Source organism: Dysgonomonas sp. 521, assembly GCF_010501055.1.
Classification (GTDB): Bacteria; Bacteroidota; Bacteroidia; order Bacteroidales; family Dysgonomonadaceae; genus Dysgonomonas.
On sequence record NZ_QVMO01000055.1, the window covers coordinates 1 to 20491 of the forward strand.

Here is a 20491-nt window from a genome sequence, read left to right on the forward strand (position 1 = left end):
TTCAGATAAGCCGGGTGATGATAGGTTTTTCAAAGAACACTTACCTAATCCTTGCCAAAGGATATTTCTTATGCTGCCTTGACGGGCGCACCCTTTATCGCATCTATTTCAAAGACAATGAAGCGTTTAGATAATAAATCCAACTCATCCGCAGAGTTCAATAGGAAGTCATATCGCCCACCTTTATAGTAAGGGCGCAGCGTAGTCAGAAGATTGGAAATGTTGAAATCTTCTTTTTCAACCGGAATTTCCCTGTTATTCAATTCTTCCCTGAAATCATCTTTCAGATATTCATAGAATGTATTGAAGCAGGGCGTTATGGAACGGTCTTCCTGAATACGGCGAATATAACCCGATACGGCATTTCCCAACTCTCCGCTTTCCGTCTTGCCCGCTTTCTCATCCGCACTTTTCCACAAGGTCATGAGCAGCGTAACGATACTGTCCATTTTTTCCGTTTCAAACACGTAATCGTCCGTGAAAAACGGGTTAAATGAAATCGGGGATTTTTCGGTATAGGTAAAATAGATTCCGTCCTGTCCTTTGGTCTTACGTCGGATCAGTTCGCACAAGCCCTGATAGCTGTTTCCCGTATCGACCAATACGATATGGGAGCCTTGCTCGTAATACTGGCGCACCATGTGATTCATAAAGAATGACTTGCCACTTCCAGAAGGCCCCAATACGAACTTGTTCCTGTTCGTGATGATTCCCTTTTTCATCGGCAGATCGGATATATCCAGGTGTAAAGGTTTACCACTGATACGGTCGCACATTTTAATGCCGAAAGGGCTTGGCGAATCCTTATAATTGGTTTCCTCCGTGAAGAAACAGAGTGCTGGTTCGATAAACGTGTAGAACGATTCCTCTGCCGGAAAATCCCCCGCGTTGCCGGGTAGCCCCGCCCAATAGAGCGTTGCCGCATCCACAGTATTGTGGCGAGGGCGACACTCCATGAGTGCAAGCTGTGAACCGACATCGTTGCGGATGTGTTGCAACTTGTCCGAATCTTCGCTCCATGCTATCACATTAAAATGCGCCCGGATAGAGGTCAAACCATAAGAATGGGCTTCGTTCAGGTAATGATCGATCCACTCTTTGTTTATCTGGTTCCCCCTTGAATAGCGGGATAGCGACTGCATATTGCGGGCTTGTTTTTCAAACTTCCGCAGGTTTTCGGCACTATCGTCCAAAAACAAATACTGATTATAAATGTGGTCGCAGGACAAGAGTAGTCCAACGGGAGAAGCGAAAGACAAAAGACAGTCGCTCCGGTCGGTGGATAGTTTTTCATAGCGGATGCTTGTTCCCACCCGTCCCGGTAAATCCTCTGCATCGGATAAGGTATGCAAGCATACCTTTTTATCTCCGATACGCAGACCATCCGCTCCCAACTCCAAATCTTCCAGTGTCGTGGTATCTTCGGGCGACAGGGCAAAATACTTTTCGATTATCCCCGCATTATCCGCTGTACCCGTTATTTCGTCGTCTGTAAGACGGGCAAGGGTAATAAACCCCGAATCGTTTACAATCCGTTCAAATTGTCCGACGGCTTCCAAAAACTTCACGGCTGTTTCCTTATCTACCTCTTTGGGAATAATGTTACCCCGGCAGAGGGAAGAAAAATTCGACTGCATCCGCATCCTCTCCTTTGTCGTTTTGGTAAGGAACAAGTAGCAGTAGTGGTTTAAGAATGGTCGTTCGTTGAAATGTCGTTCGTAGCTGCGCGAGAGGAAACTCATATCTCCGTCGCCCGTCTGAGGACGGTATTTTTCGCTGACGAACCAATCGGCTTTATGCACGATACTGTAATCCGGCAATACCTTTACCGCCTTTACCCATGCGGCGTGTATGGCTTCATACTCGGCCGAAGTTACGGTAAACAGTTCGGGCAGATCGACACGAAAGGCTACCGTTATATCCGCATCTTTGCTTATTATACATCCATGTTCGACAGCCAGTAGCGGAAATTTGCTCTCTATCGTGGATGCTTTCATTATATTCCTCATAGCGCTTTCTTCTTTTTGCGGAACAGGCGGTATGGAATCTTGCGGTTGATGAGATAACGGGGATGCTGGCGTTTTGCCATAAGTTTCATGAGTCCGTTCTCACCGTATTTCGCATTCAGGCTGAAAGTCAACCATACCAGTACCGATGCGGCTATCACGCCAAAGCCTATACATATCCATTGGTCTATGCCTATCATGTAAAGAATCACGAACAGCACGAAAACGGACAGCAGCCCTCCGGCGAAGATGAACAGGTATTGCGCTTTCAACCCCTTAAATTCCACGCTTTTTCCTATTCCTTTATTTATATTGTACTCCATATTGTTACTTTTGGGAGTAGTGATTAAAGGAAGAAAGAGCGCAGGATGGTTGCCGCTACAATTAGGAAAATACATGCTCCGAACCAACTGGCGGCCGTTTTCGAGGTGTCAGGATCGCCTGAACTGAACTTGTTATATACTTTAATACCGCCAATGAGTCCGACGACGGCTCCGATGGCGTAAATTAGCTTCGTGCCGGGGTCGAAATAGCTGGTTACCATGTTAGTAGCCTCGGTAATACCCCCGATTCCGTTGCCCTGTGCAAATGCGGAGGAAACAGCGGCAAAGACAAATGCCGCCGACATAAGAACTTTCTTCTTTGTCATAACTTGATTTTTTTAAGATGGTGCGGGGTTGGATAGGCCCCGCACCGGGTGAAACTTGTTTTTACTTGAAATTTTAGTGGTCTGTGGATAGGTTTTCCGCGCTATCCGTAATCATACTTTTTCATCTGATTTCATTTTTACGTTACATAAAATCCCGGACATCAAAACCCGTTGGGACTTCACCCTGCGGAGGTAGGCTTTCCGCTGACCTTTCGGCGACCTTTTGCTGGAATGCCGTGAGGTAGGTGTTAATAAGGATATCTACCTTATCGCCCCGTTCGGGCTGACCTGAAACGATAGCTTCAAACATATCGGTTCCTTTCAGGTTTAAGAGGACACGTCCGGTTTCCTCTTTTTGCTCATCTGTAATTGTCGGATTATGTACCACATGGCGGTAGGCTTCGCCCATTTGTTCAAAACTGACCCCCTGGGCGACAGGTTTGCCTTTGATTGGCAAATCCTCACTTTCGTCCTCGTCTTCGGTTTCTTCCGCTTCTTCTTCCGGGAATGGTTTAACTACCAGCGGATAGTCAATGTCCAGAGGTTCATTTGTTTCGCCTTCCGGGACAATACCGAAAACATCGTCCAGTTCTTCCGGCGCTATTTGCCGGGGGTGTTCGGGTACACTTGCGGGAGCAAAGATATTTTCTTTTTCTGTATCTGATTCAGTTTCAGGAGTTACGGCAGCTTCTGGCTGGGAGTGGCCGGAAAGTGGCAACACGAACCTGCTTTTACCGATGATATCCCCCTTTTTGCGTTTTGCCGGACTTTGTTCTTTGACAGCGTTCTTTTTCTTTTCCGTCTTTCCCAAACGATTCAGGTAAACCATTGTCCAAACAGCATAGATGACAGCAAACACAATCAGCAAAACGAGTATGGTATGGGAATTAATGACTATCATCTCTATTCAGGTGTAAATCGGTTATATCTTCCCCGAAAGAGTGGAAATGATGTTCCATCACATTATCCATATAGCTGTATATGGTTACAGGTATGCCTCTTTTCCGGGCATTCCCTACAATCGCTTTTATGCGGGCATGGTACTTGGGTTGGATAAGCACATCTTTGGCGTTTTCTGTGGAAGAATCCGCCGGGTGGAAGAAATAGTTACGGTAGTAGTTACCCGTTTCATGGGGTGCATCTCCACCTGTAATTCCGATATTTATTTCTTCGGGAGGAATACCTTCCCCGATTGTTTCTCTTACTCTCCGCCGGTAGCCGATGGCACGACGGACAAATACGGCGGCTATGACTGCGACAGCCGACAGTACGATACATAACATGATTATTTTGTCTGACATGATGATTGGATTTTTAGTGGTTTATAGTAAATCGTTTCGCTCCCGGCGGTAGATATGGTTTATCTCCGCCTTATGGTTCTCCAGGTGTTCGGTAATTACATTATCGATGTAACCGCCGATGGTCAGTCCCTTTTGGTTTATTGAGCGTATGAGCGCACAAAGTATGTCGTGGTTGCGTTTACTGATATACACGCAGCCCCGGCGGTCTATCTCAACGGGCTTCAGATATTGCTCTGCATAGGAAGCCATTTCCGCCATTGTTTCCTCCGGCTCTTTTCTTTCTCTTTTTTTCATTTGTCTGTATTTTTTAGAATGTTTATTCCTTTGTGTTTCTCGTTATATAGTCGGGTAATCTCATTACCGTAAGTATCAAAGTGATGAGCCAGCACATTGTCAATGAAACTCGACAACGACACCTGATTGTTCCCAATTATCTGGCACACAGCTTGAATTGTATCGTGAAATTCCCGCCGTATATAGACCATCTTGCCTGCCCGTGCAGTGATAGTCGATTTTTTGACGAACAACGTTTCATAACTTTGTTGTTTTCTATTTTTCTTTTTCATCGTTTCATCTTATTTATTGATTTATAAATTTTCTATCTGCCTGCGCCGAAGCTCGGCTATATCTTCTTTGTGCTGTTCCAGATGGTCAGCCAGCACATTATTAATGTAACCCCCGACACTAATCTCCTGATTCGACAGGGCAAGCAGGTGTACCACCTTTTTAATCTCCTGATGAATCTCTTGGCTGATATAAACAGGCTGCCGGGCTTTGAGGTCTTTATTTTTAAGAAAGACCTCATCATAACTGCCCTTGCGCCGACGGGATTTACCCTTTGGCGCAGTATCGGCTGCCGGAGTTTCTGTTTCATCGGAATTATCTTCCGCTTGCACCATTTTACTACCCGTTTCCTTTGCCGGAATGTCCTCATCCGGTTTCCCGGCAATAGCATCGGCAGGGTTGGCCAATAGTTCCGTGTCTTTGAAGGACTGGATAATCAATGATTCATCCAGTTCCCCTGCCTTTGCTCGTTTAGCCATTGTCAGGTCGTTTTAAGAGTGAAAGAATTTCATCGGTCAGTTCTTCGATATTACTGCCCTTGATAAGTGAGCGGTCTGCAGGAAACAGCGTGGAACGGAAAACAGGCTTGTGCAATACCGATTGTTCCCGGCGGAAACGCTTGCTGTCCGGCAAAAAGGTTTTCAATAAATCGAAACCGAGATCGGCGATTACCTGTTCGTAAACTTCGTACAGTTCGGATTTTTCACGTCCATCGACCATGTTCCAGACCAAATACGTTCCTTTGATAGTGGATACTCCCGTCTTTTTTATCACATCGTTTATCACTACCATATAGCGCAGGGTACTTTCCAACACAACACGGTCGGCACTGATAGGTGCGATGATATAATCCATGTTTGACAGGGCTTTGATGACGGAAGGGTTGTTTACCGTCCCCGGCAGGTCAAAGAAGACAAAGTCGAAATCCGCCTGCCCTGTAATACGGTCGGCATCGTCAATCGCTTTCTCGGTACTGCTCTCGATAACCGGATAGCCTTTTTTGTTCAGGCGCGTAAACTGTTCGTAGGCCATCCGTTTGTAATGGTCGTCTTCCAACGCTTGTTTCAGGTCGCGCTCCCGCATCTCGGCTATGGAGTGTTGCGGATAGTCGCAGTCGATCACGGCTACATCATAGCCTTTTACATAGTGCAGATAGGATGCTACCAGCACCGTAAGGGTTGTTTTTCCGGCTCCGCCCTTCTGGGTGGAAAATGCCAGGTAAATAGGCTCTTTATTCATCATTTCTTTTTTTAAGTGTTTAACTTCTTATTTATTTCACTGTTGATACATTGCTGTTTTTCTATTTCTCTGTATTTCCATATTGTTATGGCTCAATGTTTAGTCATAGGTTCATATCATTAATTCCCCGGATAAATATTGATATGTGTATTACCTGTCAATACATCAATCAATGTTTCAGTATTGCCTATCAACACGTCAATCAGTAAATCAGTATTGATAATCCATATATCTATCAATATGGATACATGGATAGACTATCAATAGCTACTGATTTTCGGGTGCATTTCATCACTTCAAAATGGAAATAAAGAACTCTTGAAACAATCCATTATTTACTTGTTTCCGAGTGCAAATAAACCCCTTATTCTGCTCGGTTGTATGCGATTTTCAGGCTATGGAACAGAGTGGCAGCCAACTGGCAAAGAGAGGCATAATCAGTTATGGTGCAACTGATTATAATGTCCGGTAACTTTGCCGATGTTACGATCCCGGTGGTTAATGAGCCTCCCTTCGATGTTTGATCGGGATGCTTTTTCAATGGTCTGTCCTTGTGGACAGATTTCTTTGCAACGGGGCAAAGAGCAAGCTGTGTTTTCTGCTGCAAATTACATTTGGTGCATCAGAAAACAGCTTGCCCACAAGGGGAGGAAAAGCTACTCCGAAGTCGGCGCTTTTTAATAGTGGCGGCTGACACCACCAGATAAAGGGATCGGATTTTTTATGAACCGGCGTAGCCATGGCTACCCACAAAAATCCGATGTATGGAAAAGAATAATACACCCCGAAGGGGTAAGGGTGGCAGACCCACCAAAACAGATACGGCGGACTACCGTTTTTCGGTAAACTTTACCGCCGAGGAATATGCCCGTTTCCTTACCATGTTTGAAACTTCCGGGCTTCAATCCAAAGCCGCTTTTATCAAAGCGCGTGTTTTTAACGACACGTTCCGGGTGATAAAAACCGACAGGGGAACGCTAGAATATGTGGCTAAACTCACACAATTCCACGCACAATTCCGCGCCGTTGGGACGAATTACAATCAGGTAGTGAAGGAACTTCACACGCATTTTTCAGAGAAGAAAGCGCTTGCACTTCTCTACAAACTGGAAAGAATAACGGCGGAACTGGCGGCTATTGGGCAACAGATCATCGCACTTTCCGAAGAATTTAATAAGCGATGGTAGCCAATATTACAACCGGAAACAATCTCTACGGTGCACTCTTTTACAATCAGGAGAAGGTGGATAAGGGAGTGGGAACGGTGCTGGCAACGCACATTCTTCGGGAACCTGTGGACGGTAATTTCAATGTGGCGGAAACAGCGGAAGATATTTTAAGGTGGATGCCCGACCATTTTAGAACCGAAAAACCTGTTATCCATATTTCACTTAATCCAGATCCGAAAGACAATCTTTCAGATGAACAGTTATCCGAAATAGCCGGGCATTATATGGATCGCATGGGTTGGGGTGGCCTGCCTTACATTGTTTTCAAACATTCCGACATCGAGCGGGAACACGTACATATCGTATCGGTGCAGGTTGGTCAGGATGGGAAGAAGATAAAGGATAATAAGCGTAACGAACACAGTGTAGCTATTACAGAGGAACTGGAAAAGGAATACGGCTTACATCCGGCAAAAGGACAAAAGCGTTCCGAGAAATGGCAACTTAAACCTGTGGATTCCACTAAAGGCGACCTGAAACGGCAGATAGCGGCGGTTATCAAACCTGCATTATCCATGTATCGCTTCCAGACATTGGGCGAGTTCCGAGCCTTACTTTCCTTATATAATATAGGCATAGAAGAAGTCCGTGGAGAAAGGGACGGACACACTTATAGAGGGTTGCTCTATACGGCATTGAACGCTGATGGCAAAAAAGCAGAGGTTACCCCGCTGAAATCTTCCCTGTTCGGAAAATACGCTGGTTTTGATGTGTTGGAGCGGCACATGGAACACTCCGGTGAAAAAATCATGAAAGAGAACAGTCGGGAACATACTCGTCACCGTGTAGCCGAAGCCTTTCTGGATGCACCGACCGAAAACGCACTTCGTGAACGGCTCCGGGCTTACTACATCGACCTCTTTATCCGGCGCAACGATGCGGGGCGTATCACGGGAGTAACTTTCATTGACCATGAAAACAGGTGCGTGCTGAACGGTTCCCGTCTGGGGAAGGAGTATTCCGCCAACGCCCTGAATGAACGCTATCCCGAAGCACAAAAAACCGGAGCAGATCTGCACGGGGTTTCTGATACAATTCGACCGCAGGAGATTGTAGTTTCAAAGGGTGCTGTACGCAAAAATAAAAAACCGAATCAGAAACGAGGATTAAATTAGAAAATAAATATTCTTCTCAAACAGATATTTAGTCATATCAGAAAATTATTAGTTGCACAAGTTTAATGCTTTTTTTAGTCTTTCTATCGTAATGTATTTTGCTCCTGTACCTTTATATAAGGAATAAAAAATGTCCTTTTTTGAAATAATTGTATCATATAGAGATTGAATGGTTTCTCTGTTGTCTCCTAAGATAGCAATTACACAGTCCGATAAGACATAATGATCTACGTCGTTTATTATGCACACTTTTGTTATATCAGGTTTGCCTACTCGATGCAATAAAATGGCTGGCCCGTTTATAGTCGACTGAACTTTGTCCACAGTCATCTTTGTAAGAACAATAGTATTGTTCCGTAGGTTTGTGGAGTGCACGTACATTAACCCTTTACTATTTTTATATTTAACCGCTTCATGAACACTTAAATTCCCTCTAAAAATACTTATATTATGTTCTTTTGCGTCAAATAGAATTGGTACAGAATCCAATGCTATTATAGAGTTATCCCCAATACGTGTAGTTTTCTTTTTGACCTTTAACAAAACTATATTAGGAGAACAATTCTTAAATAACTGTTTTTCTCTTTCTTCAAGTAGTTCTATTTCATATTTTTCGTTTATTGCAGTTACTAACTTTTTGTCTTTAGCCGAATATATCACACTCGCCGGCATTATTGCATATAAACTACCTCTTCTGCTTAAATACCTCAATGATTCAACAAGAAATGTCATAGCTGTGCTTACATGAAAAACGCTACCACAAAACTCAACTTTATTGATTTTACTTCCTTTACATGTGAAAGGAGGATTTAGTAATACTAAATCAAAAGTTGTACTTTTTAATATCGTGGTATTTTCTCTGCTCAGTTGGTTTATGAAATCACATACAGCAATATTCCAAGTTGGATTGCTTCCCTTGATTTCATCGACAATCATATTGTCAATATCAGTTCCATAGCATTCTATGCTTCCAAATTTTGTTTGTGCGGCCTTTAACAACTCCCCTTTTCCAACACAAAAATCCACAACTTTTTTTGCTTTTTTACAATCAACGTAACTAAGCAAGCGTTCAGCTAGTTCAGGCGGAGTATAAAAAGTGTCTATGTTATTAATTTTCATGTAGCAACTCGCTTACTTTGCTTTCAACAATTAACCCAACCCCTTTCGTTCTTTTGGATTTTCGAATAGGATTGTCAAATACTATTTCAACATCTGTCGGATACTTTATAGCAAAAAGAATAGCACCTATTGCATGAGGTTTAGTCCCAATAGGAGCTAATTTTATTTTAGAGATCGGTGGTTTCTTTTTTATTCTTTGTAAAAGGAAAAATATATCTACAAGAGAATTTGCAGCTGCATATTCAACAAACTGCCATGACTCTGTGTAAATCAAAGGGCGCCTGTTACCCCAATATGCAACAAATGGATATTCTGGCCTATAGCCAGGAACTCCAATTACCGGAATGATTTTATCTGTTGGAGGTTGAATTGTTTCGTACATTTGAGTAAATCTTCCTCCTTCAAATCCTAATAACGCAACAAACTTCACGTCAACATCATCAGGAATAATATTTGCGAGACCGGGCAAAGGTTCTATACCTTCAATTCGTTCAGACAAGTCTTTACATAACACTCCTTCTTCCTTGAATTTTTCTATATCATAATGTTCAGGTTCAGTATATACAACTCGAACTGAAATATTTGTAATTTCTAAAGCATTTTTTAGAAGAGATGCAGAGACTCTATTGTTCAACCCAGATACATCTATGTAAATTGTCGTTGCAGAATAAGTTTCATACAAACTTTTCATGCTCTTACTGCTTCTTAAAAAATATTTCTCTCCCGTTTTTTTGTCAACTATAACGTCTTTTTCCGGAGACTCAATTTCTACGAAAATTACATTTGATAAAGATGTATCGGTAGTTAGATCATTTACTAACAAGCTCCTATCTTCTGTTGAATATCCGTATATATAGAGACTTTCATCTACTGGACGAAACTCCGAAATATTTTTATAAGAATTTGAGTATAAGTAATCTTTATTAAGCATTGTAGTAATTTTCGAATAATGTTAATTGTTCGGGGAGTGATTTATAATCTTGTTCAGACACATCACATCTCGATAAAATACCCTTTATTGTTTCTTTTTTGTTCTGAATTATTTCCATCAATTCTTGCTCTGTTACATCTAACTTTCTTTTCTTTCTGTGGCTATAAACAAAATAGGGAGCATATATCGGGTGTAGCATGTACATGGTTTCTCTTGTGTTTGCCTCGTCATTTAGCTTGTTTCCTGGAATTCTTATCAAAGCCAAGTTCATTACTGCATCAGTAATAATTGGTAATCGTTCAGAGTTCTGAACTCCTTTTATGCAAAATTGGTTTACTTCGGGTCTAATTCTTCCATCACTACAAGCAAGCACATTGAATATTTTCCCAAATCCCAACAACAACTTCGTAAGTTGAGCTCCATTATTACTCAAACCTTCGAGTTCCATTAGATTTTTCAATCCAATCTCTTGCGCTGCAATTGTCTGATTTGATGGTGATATTGGAGATAGCAGGTCATTTTCTTCATTAATATGTTTTTCGTAGGTACGATAAACTAATTCCATAAGATATCTAATATTACCGTGAGCCAAAAGAATAAAAATTTGCCATCCAGCGTAATATTTTTGTATACCTACCATCCCCCGTCCTTTCCTTATTTTAAACAACATACTATATTTATAGTTGCTGTAATCAGATTTTGATTTTGTAGGGTTCTTAATGTATCTATTTACCATCTCCTCTAAACTTATATTATGAGACTGAGCCCAATGAGCAAGATAAAATTTATTTAAAGGAGTCAAATCTTCTATCTGTTTTAATAGTATCTCAGGGAGAGCCGAATAACCCTTCATTAATTTGGAATCATTAACTTTCAACAACACAGCCTCCTCTTCCATTGAAATGCTTTGTAGAGATTTCTCGATTGTGAATTCTCCCTTTTTATCTTCATCAATGAGTTCTTGGATGCGCTTTTGACATACTTCTTTTGCGAAATCGTCAAAACGAGACTCTTCTGTTAATTTTTTAGTAATATCAAATAACACATAATCCGCTGGATCAATAAGTGATTCTTGCGGATTTAGAGTCTGTTTTATTCTCCAACCTAATTCTCTTACACCTATTTTAAAAGTATAATCCTCACTATTATGCTTTATCAATGTATTAACAACCATTTGCTGATAATCTTCCAAGTTTTCATATTCATCGATCAATAGATAAAACATTTTGTTTGAAAATTGAGGGAGGCTTACAGCTTTCTCTGTCAGTATTTTAATTGGGTCTCCACTCATTGAAAGAGCAGGAATATCACCATCCGCGATGTTATTGATTTGTGATTGAAATTCATACATTTTTTCTTCAATACCATCCAACAAAGCAGAAAATGATCTGCAATCATTTGTAAATCTTAATGATTGCGCAATTATATGACATGCCGTAGATGATAATTCTGCATCATTGGAACATTGCTGTTTATGCCAATTCATAAATTGTATAATCTCTCTGCAAATAATTAAATTGAAATAGTGTCCAAAGATTTTTTGCCAAACATCAAGTCCTAATCCACCATCCTTAAATGCTCTTACATGATTCGTATTTACTCTATGATAAATGCCAATAAAATCTAAACTATCAAATTCAGTAATAGAATTGTTTTGAAGGGCATATTGTCCTTGGTATGACAACCCTTTAAGCACCGTTGTCTTTCCAGTTCCTCTTCCTCCCTGTAAAACACATGGTCTATTATCTTTTAGTTCAACAAAATATGAAGGTTCGGTAAAATAATCAAAGACTCTACCTTTTAACCATTCAGCACGATAACTGCCAAATAATTCATTTAATCGCTTTAATTGATCTTTATTTTTCATCTTTCATATGATTTTTTTATCAGAGGAACCCAATTATCACTTTCCCAATAAAAGAAAGCAGGGACAGCATCTGGGATTCCATGCTCAAATGCAATCGCAAGTCCTTGTCCTCTAAACCCTTTTGCGCTCACTACGGAGTTATTATTTTTTATTCCTAACTCTGCACTCTTTCTCAATATCATTTCTGTACCTTTAGCGAATAATTCTTTATCATTGCTCCAACAGATACATTTTTCGTTAAAAAGATTATATTCCTCCCCAATAATATGTGCTGGAGACAGGAATAACTCAGGACAATTACTTTTGATTAAGTCAAATCCGACTCTATTAATTATTAGTGGTGCATAAATAAATTTATGATTGTATTTTTGGGCAATCTCCTTTAGTGTACTTAAACTCGTTCCTCCTACTTGATCACACCATGCAGTTTTACACTGCAGACCGGAGCCGATAATATCATCAACAAGTATTACTGGCACTGGATTTGAAGAATTATGTTCGAGGTAATCAAAAAGTTCATGAAATCCTATTAGTTGAGTTTGAGGGATATTTGCTACTTCTCTGATCTTTCTAATAAATATATGACCGCTATCAGATTCATTAGGTGTTTCACCTGGAATGAAGCTATAAATACATCTTTGCTTAAAATGTTTATGAGTCCAGTCTGCATAATGCTCTTTTAGGATTGTCCCTGCCCCTCCAACAGATATGGATAACATTTGATTAACCATTTTTTTTGAGTAGTACGTAAAAAAATCTAAGATCTGTTCTGCAATTGTTCTATCAGAATCATTTGAGAAATTACCTAACCAACCCTCATAATCCAATTCAGTAGACAATGGCCACACTTGAACATCTCTGAAAAGTTTACCTTTTTCATAATTTTTAGTAGTACTAATTCCCATAGTTTATTGAATTTGAAATTTGTTTTATAACATTCATCACATCTTCGAAAGAAACGTCATTATCCATTATCATATTATTAGTAAGATTTTTAAAATCATTTTGCCAAAGGAGGAGCAGGTCATCAGGAGGTATAGGGTTCAGACAGGGAGGATAATGTGACATATAATCAACTCCTCCAAGTTTTGTAAATCGTTCTCTATGGGCAACAATTGAACGATATAACTCTTTGTCCTTAATCGCTTTCTCCGCAAATGGAGTTTGTGAAATCTTATAAATATCGTATAGATGCCGACTTTTTCCCTGAATGGACATTTTTTCTTTTGGGCGCTGGTGTTCTTCGTGAAGTAAAAACAGCTTTTCCAAAAAAGTCCTTTCCGGATTCACGCAATTGATTTCGATATTTTCATCGGCAAAGGATCTCTCTGAAAATGAATCTCCAATCATAGATCTAAATTTGCAGGCAGTAGAAGGCTCCATCAATGATCGACTACCTATTTCTAACAACACTCTTGGCTGAATATAAGACGAGTATTGTGTGATAACTGGAAATACAATAGCTATCTTAACAGGATCATCATCGGGGTCTTTTATATCCACAACATCTAACTTCACATCCTCGAAACCAGCCTCCCTAAACATTTTTCGTAATCCATTCAGAAAATCATTGCAGAGATATTTGTTTGAAGCATCTTTTAATTTACCAACTTGAGTTCGAGAAATATCACCACTGTAACCGAAAAATTCACGATTAATAGCCAGATCAATATCTTCTGAAAACCGATTTATCAATCCCCAAGCTTTACTTAAAGATGTACCTCCTTTAAAAACAATCTGATCTGCAATATCCATTTGCATGATTAGTCGCAACGTTTGTACAACCCACCAGTCTTTTTCTACAACAAATGCAGGTAAACCCACTTTTACGGCTACCACAGATAAGACTTCTTGTTTTTCGTTATATGATAGTTTATACCAATTCATTTTGCCTTTCTCATTATTACTCTGATCCATTCAGGAGCGAGTTTTATGTCATTTGAAATATTTTCAGGTTTCTCTTTTTTTAGCAGTTCAATGATTTTTTCTTCAATACTTTCTGTTAGATTCTTTTTTCCGATAGCTTTTAATGCTTGAATAACGAGTCCACTTATTTCTCCCCAAGCACTTAAATTTTTAGGAGTTGTTTTTTTGAATATCAAAATCCGACCTCCAATCTCCAATTTACGAGGAGTTCCATCTGTCAGATATACTGCCTTCAATGGAACCTGAGTAGACAAGCCAAGCATATTCATTGCATATAAACCGGCAGGAATAATACGTGCCTTTTCTCTACGTGCGATATCTTTAGCAATATCTTCAAGAGTAGGCATAATATATGCACCAAGTAATTTGCTCTTTTTGGGCAATGAATAAATTCCTCGTCCAATGCGAACAATCTGCTCGCTTTGTACCAATCTCTCTAAAGCCTTAGCACACGCCTTACTGTTTCCATAAGAGAGAAAATCATCCACGAAAAATGCTTTCCCCCTTTTGGCTTTCTTGATTTTATTAATTATATGTTTTTCAAGACTTTGTGTCATTTATGCGTGCTTATTTCGTCGCAAATATAAGCTTTTTTTTCGTCATATCAACCTATTGTTCTTATATTTTTATAAGATGCTGTATAATAGAAGACTTAATATGTTAATAGAATTAATTTCAAAGGTGCTTTATTCTTGTGAATGAATGTTCGTTACTCACTTTAAATTAAATGACTTATAAACGCAATAATGCCAAAAATCGTCACTTTACAACCACAAGCGGCCAATCTCTATAAATCAGAAAATTAACTATTCAATCTATATACTTTCGCTTTTCAAACCCATAAAAGCGAAATATTATGCAACAAGAAGATGATCTCCGGGGATTGGCAAAAGTCATGGACTTTATGCGTGCCCTCAGTATTTTATTTGTAGTAATCAACATCTACTGGTATTGTTACCAACAGATGGTAAATTGGGGTGTCAACATCGGTGTTGTCGATAAGATACTCGTTAATTTCGACCGTACAGCGGGTTTATTCCATAATATCCTTTGGACTAAACTGTTTACCGTAGTATTCCTTGCCCTCTCCTGTCTGGGAACAAAAGGGGTTAAGGAAGAAAAAATCACATGGAACAAAATCATTGTGTTCCTATCAGTCGGCTTCGTATTGTTCTTTTTTAATTGGTGGCTACTGGATTTACCATTACCACTGGAAGCCAATGCAGGCTTTTATATCCTCACAATGTCCGTAGGATATATTTTCCTATTGATGGGCGGAACATGGATGTCGCGCTTACTCAAAAACAACATGATGGACGACCCGTTCAATGTCGAGAACGAATCCTTCCAACAGGAAACCCGCCTGATGGAGAATGAGTACTCGGTAAACCTGCCCACACGGTTTTATTATAAAAAGAAGTGGAATCCCGGTTGGATTAATGTAGTAAACCCGTTCAGGGCTTCCATTGTTTTAGGCACGCCCGGATCGGGTAAGAGTTATGCAGTTGTTAATCAATATATAAAACAGCAAATTGAAAAAGGTTATTCACTCTATTGTTATGATTTCAAGTATCCCGACCTCTCTACAATAGCCTATAACCACCTATTAAACAATCAGGGCGGTTATAAAAAAGTGCCAACTTTTTATGTGATTAATTTTGACGATCCTTCACACTCACACCGATGTAACCCGCTCAATCCGTCATTTATGAATGACATAGCTGATGCTTACGAATCGGCATATACGATAATGCTAAATTTGAACCGAACGTGGGTGCAAAAACAGGGCGACTTCTTCGTAGAATCCCCGATTATCCTTTTTGCCGCTATTATATGGTACTTACGCATTTATCAGGACGGAAAGTATTGTACATTTCCCCATGCAATTGAGTTCTTGAATAAACGTTACGAAGATATTTTTCCTATCCTGACCTCTTATCCGGAGTTGGAAAACTACCTTTCTCCCTTTATGGATGCGTGGCTCGGTGGTGCTGCTGAGCAGTTGCAAGGTCAGATCGCATCGGCTAAAATTCCGCTTTCCCGTATGATTTCGCCACAACTTTATTGGGTCATGTCAGGCGATGAATTTTCGCTGGATATAAACAATCCTGACGAACCGAAAGTATTGTGTGTGGGGAACAATCCCGATAGACAAAATATTTACGGGGCGGCATTGGGACTGTACAACAGCCGTATCGTGAAATTAATCAACAAAAAGGGGCAATTGAAAAGCAGTGTGGTAATCGACGAGTTGCCCACGATTTATTTCAAAGGATTGGACAACCTAATCGCCACCGCACGAAGCAACAAAGTAGCCGTATTGCTCGGTTTTCAGGACTTTTCGCAGCTAAAGCGCGACTACGGCGATAAAGAAGCCGCCGTCGTGATGAACACCGTGGGTAATATTTTTTCCGGTCAGGTGGTTGGCGATACCGCCAAAACACTTAGCGAAAGATTTGGAAAAGTATTGCAAAAGCGCCAAAGTATGACTATCAACCGCAATGACAAGTCCACTTCCATATCTACGCAGCTTGACAGTTTGATTCCCGCCAGCAAGATAGCCAATCTGACACAGGGAATGTTCGTGGGTGCAATCGCGGATAATTTCGACGAACGGATAGAACAAAAGATTTTCCATGCTGAAATTGTGGTAGACAACGAACGGGTAAAGCGGGAAACTGCCAAATATCAACAGATACCCGTTATTACCAATTTTGTTGATGAGAACGGAGTGGACAGGATGAAGGAAATGATTAAGGAGAACTACGACCGTATTAAAGAAGAAACCCGCCAGATAGTCGATGAGGAAATGGAGAGGATAAAGAATGACCCGATACTGTGTAAACTGCTACCGGATCAGGAATAAAATACAAAATAGCCACTTTTTCATTAGGTGGCTATTTTATTTGATTGTCATTACTATCTCTTTCGTTTGTAATGTAATTGTGTTAATCCGGTATCGAATGATTTTACATTCACAAGTTCAAGTTGCTGTTCAGGTCTGCCGTCTTTAAAAAGTCTTGTTCCGTTGCCAAGAAATATCGGAATAATTGAAAGAATGAACTCATCTATTTGGTCATTCTTCAAGAGTTCATTCACAATTTCTGCTCCGCCGTCACAATAAATACCTTTTCCGTTTTCATTTTTCAATCGTTGAACTAATTCAGTTAATTGTCCTGTATAGAATGTTGTTTTTCCAACGCTCGGTCTTTGCTTTCTTGTGATAACATATACATTTCTATCTCCATTATCGTAATGAGAAGTACCAATTTCATTAAGCACCCAATCGTAAGTTTTTCGACCAAGAATTATGGTATCGATATTTGCCGTAAATTCAGCATAACCATAATCTTCGCCTTCTTTTTCTACAATTTTCAAAAAGTCAAGATTGTCGTTCGGTTTCGCAATGTAACCATCTAAACTCGTTGCTATGTATAAGATTAATTTTCGCATTGTTTTTTACTATTTTTTATTTCATATTCAATAGATAGAAGTTCTATTGTACCAAGCTTTTTTCTAACATAACCATATCTTTAAGCTGAATCCCATTTTCAAAAATAGGTTCATCTGGATATTTCTTTAAAAAATAGTCTTTTTTGACATTATATTGAGAATAGCCGTTCTTTTCATAAAAACGGATCTGCTTAAATCCACAATCTGCCGTTCCAAGAATTATCCTTTTATAGTTTTCTCCCCCTGCAATTTTTTCTACTTCGCCCAACATACGACTTCCTATTCCTTTGTTTTGAAATTCTTCCGCGACAGCAATATTCACTATCTCTACGTCTTCTTTGTCATGAGGTAGCAGACAAAACACTCCAACTGCTTTATCATCTATTTGTACAACATAAACATCCGAATCAAACAGATATGTGTTAATCCCTTCAACAGTTTCATCTGCCAGCAGAAGTAAATCGTAAGGGTAATTACTTTCTATTTTCTCAACTTTCATCTTTATTCCTTTTATCCATAATCATATTAGCTAAGATTGATTTATAGAAATCTTTAGTTTGAGAGTGACGCCAAACATAATAATACATAATGCTGATACTACCCATGCAAATGGATTATCGGTCATAAAATAAACAGAGAGTATTCCAAAAATCAAGAGGAATACTCCGATTATCAATATGGGAGTTATCATAAACGGGTATCTCTCCAATCGGTTTAGCAAAGGGAACAATATTATTCCGCATAATATCAGGGACGTTCCCGTCCCCAAGCTGAAACAGATAAAAACCTTTGCTGCATCTTCTGAAAGTGAATGTAAATTATCCTGAATCAGCGGGGTGAATGTAGCTATATCGTGGATAATCCCCATTATCAGTATTCCTGTGGCAATCCATTTGCTGAAAACGATCCATTTGTTTACATCTCTCTTTTCCATAATATTTATAGTATCAATTCAAATATTTTCCCCTATCTCCAAAGAAGAAATCTACACCTGTATTAGTTGGTTTCAACTCATAAATCTTCACTATCTCATCCAACAGGTTTTCATCCAAATGGAGGAATGCTCCGAATGAAGGGTAATCCGTCAATCCGAAACCAACCATTATCCCGTCTTTTTCATCTTCCATACCCCGCATAAACACGAAATAATTGTGTGGGTTGGCTCCGTCCATATTAAACATTATTTCCTCATCCGACAACTCCGGCGGAGTAACCCCTTCGGGCATCAACTTGTAATAATCGTAATCCACCCAACCCCGGCTGCGGTATGCCGAGAACAGTTCCCTTAACTGATCAGTTGACAGATGCTTGATAGAATAAAATTGCTCAACCATACCTTAAAAATATCTCTCCCCAAAGGTAGGCAATATTACCGGATAAGGAGGAAAACCGCCCGCTTAATTTCTCCGCCGGTAGGACTTTGCTGCCACAAGTCGCCAGTTGTTTGCCGGAAGCCTCCATGGGTTCAATACTCCTTTGCCAGTCAACAGGTTACATCTAATTTCGCCCATGCACCGATATTGGTGCGAACTAAAAACATTCGTAAATATGGACGAAAAATTAAAGAACGATGCTAAAAAAGTAATGCTCGTTCAAGATGCAAGCAGCGGCCAACTGAAAGCCGTTACCAATGTGGATAAGGATGGAAATATTCAGACCGTCGAACCCACTAAAGCGAATCTGGCTTCCCTGTTGAATGTGAACACCAACGATTCTTTCATTGAAGCCTTTTTCAAAAAGATGATGGAGCAGGCGGATAATCCGGCGCATTCAGGGTTATCCAATCCCATCAACAAAGTCTTTATCATGACCGAGAGTGTTTTCAACAAACTCGTCAAGATGAACTTTCCTCCCGAAGAACTGGAAAAGTACCGTGTCGATCCGGCAGCCGAACTGGCAGCCCGGCAGGGACAGAACCCCAAAGTACAGCAGGGTGGCGGCGACACCACTTCCCAATCGACTTTCCAGCCGATGGACGTAAGCAAAATCGACCGAGCAGATTTGGAACGCAAAGGGATTAAGTGGGAAGATATGGAACCGCACCTGAAAGCGATGTCCTACGGCCATAAGTCCAACAAGATGGTTGAAATGAATCCCGAAATGGAGCCGGGCGGTATGCGTGTTCCTACAAAGGGGCGTATCTCGCTGGAAGAACAACCGGACGGTTCAATAAAAGCCATTCCGTACTACCATCAGGAAAAGCCGAATCTGGATGCACCCCTGCATGGAACAAAGCTCGATGATGAGGCAAAAGCCAATCTGATGACAACGGGCAATGCCGGAAAAGTGATTGAACTGGAACTAACTCCCGGCAAGAAAGAACTCTGTTATGTTACCCTCGACAAAATGACCAACGGATTGGAAGTTCTGCCAGTCAGCCAGATTGGGCCGATTGACAAAATTAAAGGCGTCGAACTTACCGAAGGACAGAAGTTGGACTTTGCCGCAGGACGCAAAGTGTTGGTTGAGGGCATGACTTCCCGCAGTGGAACTAAATTCGACGGCTACGTCCAAGTCAATGCTTCCGATAAGAAATTTGATTTTACCTATGACGGCTTAGACCGTAACCGCTATTCCCAGGAGAATAAAGAAATCCGCCAGCAGAAGAAAGCGGAAGGTCAGGAAGCGAAAAAGGAAGTTTCACAGGGCGAAGACAAAAAAGAGGTTTTTATCCCTAAAAAACTGTTGGGAGTTGAGTTTGACGAAAAGCAGATTAAATCATTAGAAGCAGGTAAAGCCACCTATGTAAGAGCCATGATGAAAGACGGACAGGATCAGCCTTTCAATGCGTGGGTTAAACCGAACTACGAAAAAGGCAAACTGGACTTTTTCAAATGGAATCCCGACTATGCCAAGAAACAGGGTGCAACGGTGAAACCCGCCGCCGAGAGCAAAACTCAGGTAGCCGTCAATTCCGAGGGTAAGACCAACGAAGCAACCAAGAAAGTGGACAAGCCACTTCAGCAGGGGCAACAGAAACCGACTGAAAGCCAGCAGAAAAAGCAGGATGAAAACAAGCAGCGGCAAAATCCTCAAAAACGGCAATCTGCACCAAAAGCAAGGAAAAGCCGTGGGGTTTCCTAATTCATTAA

23 protein-coding genes and 1 pseudogene are annotated in these 20491 nt (G+C 40.6%); 4 read left to right on the forward strand and 20 right to left on the reverse strand.

The genetic code is table 11. From position 1 onward, the window contains the following. Positions 1–92 precede the first annotated feature (92 nt). The 10 genes and pseudogenes from D0T84_RS14785 to D0T84_RS14830 all read right to left on the reverse strand — a co-directional run. Positions 93–2009, reverse strand: a pseudogene (locus D0T84_RS14785) (TraG family conjugative transposon ATPase); the annotation flags it as partial. Further along, complete coding sequence (locus D0T84_RS14790; protein WP_163308633.1) at positions 2006–2329, reverse strand: DUF4133 domain-containing protein; 324 nt, start codon at positions 2327–2329, stop codon at positions 2006–2008. The pseudogene D0T84_RS14785 and the gene D0T84_RS14790, both read right to left, overlap by 4 nt. Before the next feature lie 23 nt (positions 2330–2352). Continuing rightward, positions 2353–2655 (reverse strand): DUF4134 domain-containing protein, encoded by a 303-nt coding sequence (locus D0T84_RS14795; protein ID WP_163308634.1) that lies wholly within the window; start codon positions 2653–2655, stop codon positions 2353–2355. 142 nt (positions 2656–2797) lie between these two features. Further along, a complete protein-coding gene (locus D0T84_RS14800) occupies positions 2798–3556 on the reverse strand; it encodes a hypothetical protein (RefSeq protein WP_163308635.1) in 759 nt (252 codons plus the stop codon). Next, a complete protein-coding gene (locus tag D0T84_RS14805; protein ID WP_163308636.1) occupies positions 3543–3956 on the reverse strand; it encodes a DUF3408 domain-containing protein in 414 nt (137 codons plus the stop codon). The genes D0T84_RS14800 and D0T84_RS14805 overlap by 14 nt, the downstream gene beginning before the upstream one ends. 21 nt (positions 3957–3977) lie before the next feature. Further along, a complete protein-coding gene (locus tag D0T84_RS14810; RefSeq protein ID WP_163308637.1) occupies positions 3978–4250 on the reverse strand; it encodes a DUF3408 domain-containing protein in 273 nt (90 codons plus the stop codon). After that, positions 4247–4522 (reverse strand): DUF3408 domain-containing protein, encoded by a 276-nt coding sequence (locus D0T84_RS14815; RefSeq protein ID WP_163308638.1) that lies wholly within the window; start codon positions 4520–4522, stop codon positions 4247–4249. Before D0T84_RS14815 ends, D0T84_RS14810 begins: the two co-directional genes overlap by 4 nt. A gap of 21 nt (positions 4523–4543) precedes the next feature. After that, on the reverse strand, positions 4544–4999 hold the full coding sequence (locus tag D0T84_RS14820) for a DUF3408 domain-containing protein (protein ID WP_163308639.1): 456 nt from the start codon (positions 4997–4999) through the stop codon (positions 4544–4546). After that, positions 4992–5759, reverse strand: a complete 768-nt coding sequence (locus D0T84_RS14825; RefSeq protein ID WP_163308657.1) for a ParA family protein — start codon at positions 5757–5759, stop codon at positions 4992–4994. The genes D0T84_RS14820 and D0T84_RS14825 overlap by 8 nt, the downstream gene beginning before the upstream one ends. Before the next feature lie 364 nt (positions 5760–6123). After that, positions 6124–6366 carry a hypothetical protein gene (locus D0T84_RS14830; RefSeq protein WP_163308640.1) on the reverse strand — a complete coding sequence of 81 codons (243 nt, stop codon included), beginning with the start codon at positions 6364–6366 and terminating at the stop codon, positions 6124–6126. Positions 6367–6523: 157 nt separating this feature from the next. Here D0T84_RS14830 and mobA point away from each other — a divergent pair, with 157 nt between their 5' ends. Both mobA and mobB read left to right on the forward strand, forming a co-directional pair. Next, the gene (gene mobA, locus D0T84_RS14835) at positions 6524–6946 is read left to right on the forward strand and encodes a conjugal transfer protein MobA (RefSeq protein ID WP_163308641.1); all 423 of its coding nucleotides are present in this window, start codon (positions 6524–6526) and stop codon (positions 6944–6946) included. Then, complete coding sequence (gene mobB / locus D0T84_RS14840) at positions 6940–8103, forward strand: conjugal transfer protein MobB (RefSeq protein ID WP_163308642.1); 1164 nt, start codon at positions 6940–6942, stop codon at positions 8101–8103. Before mobA ends, mobB begins: the two co-directional genes overlap by 7 nt. 48 nt (positions 8104–8151) lie before the next feature. On the opposite strand, the gene D0T84_RS14845 is transcribed toward mobB, so the two are convergent. From D0T84_RS14845 to D0T84_RS14870, 6 genes are read right to left on the reverse strand one after another with little or no spacing between them, the layout of a single operon-like run. Then, positions 8152–9222 carry an N-6 DNA methylase gene (locus D0T84_RS14845; RefSeq protein ID WP_163308643.1) on the reverse strand — a complete coding sequence of 357 codons (1071 nt, stop codon included), beginning with the start codon at positions 9220–9222 and terminating at the stop codon, positions 8152–8154. Beyond that, positions 9212–10153, reverse strand: a complete 942-nt coding sequence (locus D0T84_RS14850) for a hypothetical protein (protein WP_163308644.1) — start codon at positions 10151–10153, stop codon at positions 9212–9214. Before D0T84_RS14850 ends, D0T84_RS14845 begins: the two co-directional genes overlap by 11 nt. Continuing rightward, positions 10146–12020, reverse strand: coding sequence for a hypothetical protein (locus tag D0T84_RS14855; RefSeq protein ID WP_163308645.1), 1875 nt, complete (start codon positions 12018–12020; stop codon positions 10146–10148). Before D0T84_RS14855 ends, D0T84_RS14850 begins: the two co-directional genes overlap by 8 nt. Further along, positions 12017–12925 carry a hypothetical protein gene (locus D0T84_RS14860; protein ID WP_163308646.1) on the reverse strand — a complete coding sequence of 303 codons (909 nt, stop codon included), beginning with the start codon at positions 12923–12925 and terminating at the stop codon, positions 12017–12019. The genes D0T84_RS14855 and D0T84_RS14860 overlap by 4 nt, the downstream gene beginning before the upstream one ends. Beyond that, the gene (locus D0T84_RS14865) at positions 12915–13937 is read right to left on the reverse strand and encodes a nucleotidyl transferase AbiEii/AbiGii toxin family protein (protein ID WP_163308647.1); all 1023 of its coding nucleotides are present in this window, start codon (positions 13935–13937) and stop codon (positions 12915–12917) included. Before D0T84_RS14865 ends, D0T84_RS14860 begins: the two co-directional genes overlap by 11 nt. Continuing rightward, a complete protein-coding gene (locus D0T84_RS14870; RefSeq protein WP_163308648.1) occupies positions 13904–14503 on the reverse strand; it encodes a DUF6088 family protein in 600 nt (199 codons plus the stop codon). The genes D0T84_RS14865 and D0T84_RS14870 overlap by 34 nt, the downstream gene beginning before the upstream one ends. Before the next feature lie 299 nt (positions 14504–14802). On the opposite strand from D0T84_RS14870, the gene mobC reads away from it, so the two are divergent. Next, entirely contained in the window at positions 14803–16812 is a 2010-nt protein-coding gene (mobC, locus tag D0T84_RS14875; protein WP_185155753.1) for a conjugal transfer protein MobC, read from the forward strand. Between the two features lie 53 nt (positions 16813–16865). On the opposite strand, the gene D0T84_RS14880 is transcribed toward mobC, so the two are convergent. Genes D0T84_RS14880 through D0T84_RS14895 form a run of 4 tightly spaced genes read right to left on the reverse strand, consistent with a single transcriptional unit; the run spans position 16866 to position 18733 of the window. Next, positions 16866–17399 (reverse strand): dihydrofolate reductase family protein, encoded by a 534-nt coding sequence (locus D0T84_RS14880; RefSeq protein ID WP_163308649.1) that lies wholly within the window; start codon positions 17397–17399, stop codon positions 16866–16868. Between the two features lie 43 nt (positions 17400–17442). Continuing rightward, the gene (locus D0T84_RS14885) at positions 17443–17898 is read right to left on the reverse strand and encodes a GNAT family N-acetyltransferase (protein ID WP_163308650.1); all 456 of its coding nucleotides are present in this window, start codon (positions 17896–17898) and stop codon (positions 17443–17445) included. A 30-nt stretch (positions 17899–17928) separates the two neighbouring features. Further along, entirely contained in the window at positions 17929–18333 is a 405-nt protein-coding gene (locus D0T84_RS14890; protein WP_163308651.1) for a hypothetical protein, read from the reverse strand. Between the two features lie 13 nt (positions 18334–18346). Next, positions 18347–18733 carry a hypothetical protein gene (locus tag D0T84_RS14895; RefSeq protein WP_163308652.1) on the reverse strand — a complete coding sequence of 129 codons (387 nt, stop codon included), beginning with the start codon at positions 18731–18733 and terminating at the stop codon, positions 18347–18349. Between the two features lie 214 nt (positions 18734–18947). Here D0T84_RS14895 and D0T84_RS14900 point away from each other — a divergent pair, with 214 nt between their 5' ends. Further along, positions 18948–20483: a DUF3945 domain-containing protein gene (locus tag D0T84_RS14900; protein WP_163308653.1), complete on the forward strand. Its 1536-nt coding sequence runs from the start codon at positions 18948–18950 to the stop codon at positions 20481–20483. Positions 20484–20491 lie beyond the last annotated feature (8 nt).

What these genes read in the sequence shown, in the direction of transcription:
- D0T84_RS14800 (WP_163308635.1), bottom strand. Translation starts at nt 3,556, where the DNA reads ATGATAGTCATTAATTCCCATACCATACTCGTTTTGCTGATTGTGTTT.
- mobC (WP_185155753.1), top strand. Translation starts at nt 14,803, where the DNA reads ATGCAACAAGAAGATGATCTCCGGGGATTGGCAAAAGTCATGGACTTT.
- D0T84_RS14900 (WP_163308653.1), top strand. Translation starts at nt 18,948, where the DNA reads ATGGACGAAAAATTAAAGAACGATGCTAAAAAAGTAATGCTCGTTCAA.
- D0T84_RS14865 (WP_163308647.1), bottom strand. Translation starts at nt 13,937, where the DNA reads ATGGATCAGAGTAATAATGAGAAAGGCAAAATGAATTGGTATAAACTA.
- D0T84_RS14805 (WP_163308636.1), bottom strand. Translation starts at nt 3,956, where the DNA reads ATGTCAGACAAAATAATCATGTTATGTATCGTACTGTCGGCTGTCGCA.
- D0T84_RS14825 (WP_163308657.1), bottom strand. Translation starts at nt 5,759, where the DNA reads ATGAATAAAGAGCCTATTTACCTGGCATTTTCCACCCAGAAGGGCGGA.
- D0T84_RS14845 (WP_163308643.1), bottom strand. Translation starts at nt 9,222, where the DNA reads ATGAAAATTAATAACATAGACACTTTTTATACTCCGCCTGAACTAGCT.
- mobA (WP_163308641.1), top strand. Translation starts at nt 6,524, where the DNA reads ATGGAAAAGAATAATACACCCCGAAGGGGTAAGGGTGGCAGACCCACC.
- D0T84_RS14860 (WP_163308646.1), bottom strand. Translation starts at nt 12,925, where the DNA reads ATGGGAATTAGTACTACTAAAAATTATGAAAAAGGTAAACTTTTCAGA.
- D0T84_RS14890 (WP_163308651.1), bottom strand. Translation starts at nt 18,333, where the DNA reads ATGGAAAAGAGAGATGTAAACAAATGGATCGTTTTCAGCAAATGGATT.
- D0T84_RS14855 (WP_163308645.1), bottom strand. Translation starts at nt 12,020, where the DNA reads ATGAAAAATAAAGATCAATTAAAGCGATTAAATGAATTATTTGGCAGT.
- D0T84_RS14790 (WP_163308633.1), bottom strand. Translation starts at nt 2,329, where the DNA reads ATGGAGTACAATATAAATAAAGGAATAGGAAAAAGCGTGGAATTTAAG.
- D0T84_RS14870 (WP_163308648.1), bottom strand. Translation starts at nt 14,503, where the DNA reads ATGACACAAAGTCTTGAAAAACATATAATTAATAAAATCAAGAAAGCC.
- D0T84_RS14810 (WP_163308637.1), bottom strand. Translation starts at nt 4,250, where the DNA reads ATGAAAAAAAGAGAAAGAAAAGAGCCGGAGGAAACAATGGCGGAAATG.
- D0T84_RS14815 (WP_163308638.1), bottom strand. Translation starts at nt 4,522, where the DNA reads ATGAAAAAGAAAAATAGAAAACAACAAAGTTATGAAACGTTGTTCGTC.
- D0T84_RS14820 (WP_163308639.1), bottom strand. Translation starts at nt 4,999, where the DNA reads ATGGCTAAACGAGCAAAGGCAGGGGAACTGGATGAATCATTGATTATC.
- D0T84_RS14850 (WP_163308644.1), bottom strand. Translation starts at nt 10,153, where the DNA reads ATGCTTAATAAAGATTACTTATACTCAAATTCTTATAAAAATATTTCG.
- mobB (WP_163308642.1), top strand. Translation starts at nt 6,940, where the DNA reads ATGGTAGCCAATATTACAACCGGAAACAATCTCTACGGTGCACTCTTT.
- D0T84_RS14795 (WP_163308634.1), bottom strand. Translation starts at nt 2,655, where the DNA reads ATGACAAAGAAGAAAGTTCTTATGTCGGCGGCATTTGTCTTTGCCGCT.
- D0T84_RS14880 (WP_163308649.1), bottom strand. Translation starts at nt 17,399, where the DNA reads ATGCGAAAATTAATCTTATACATAGCAACGAGTTTAGATGGTTACATT.
- D0T84_RS14885 (WP_163308650.1), bottom strand. Translation starts at nt 17,898, where the DNA reads ATGAAAGTTGAGAAAATAGAAAGTAATTACCCTTACGATTTACTTCTG.
- D0T84_RS14895 (WP_163308652.1), bottom strand. Translation starts at nt 18,733, where the DNA reads ATGGTTGAGCAATTTTATTCTATCAAGCATCTGTCAACTGATCAGTTA.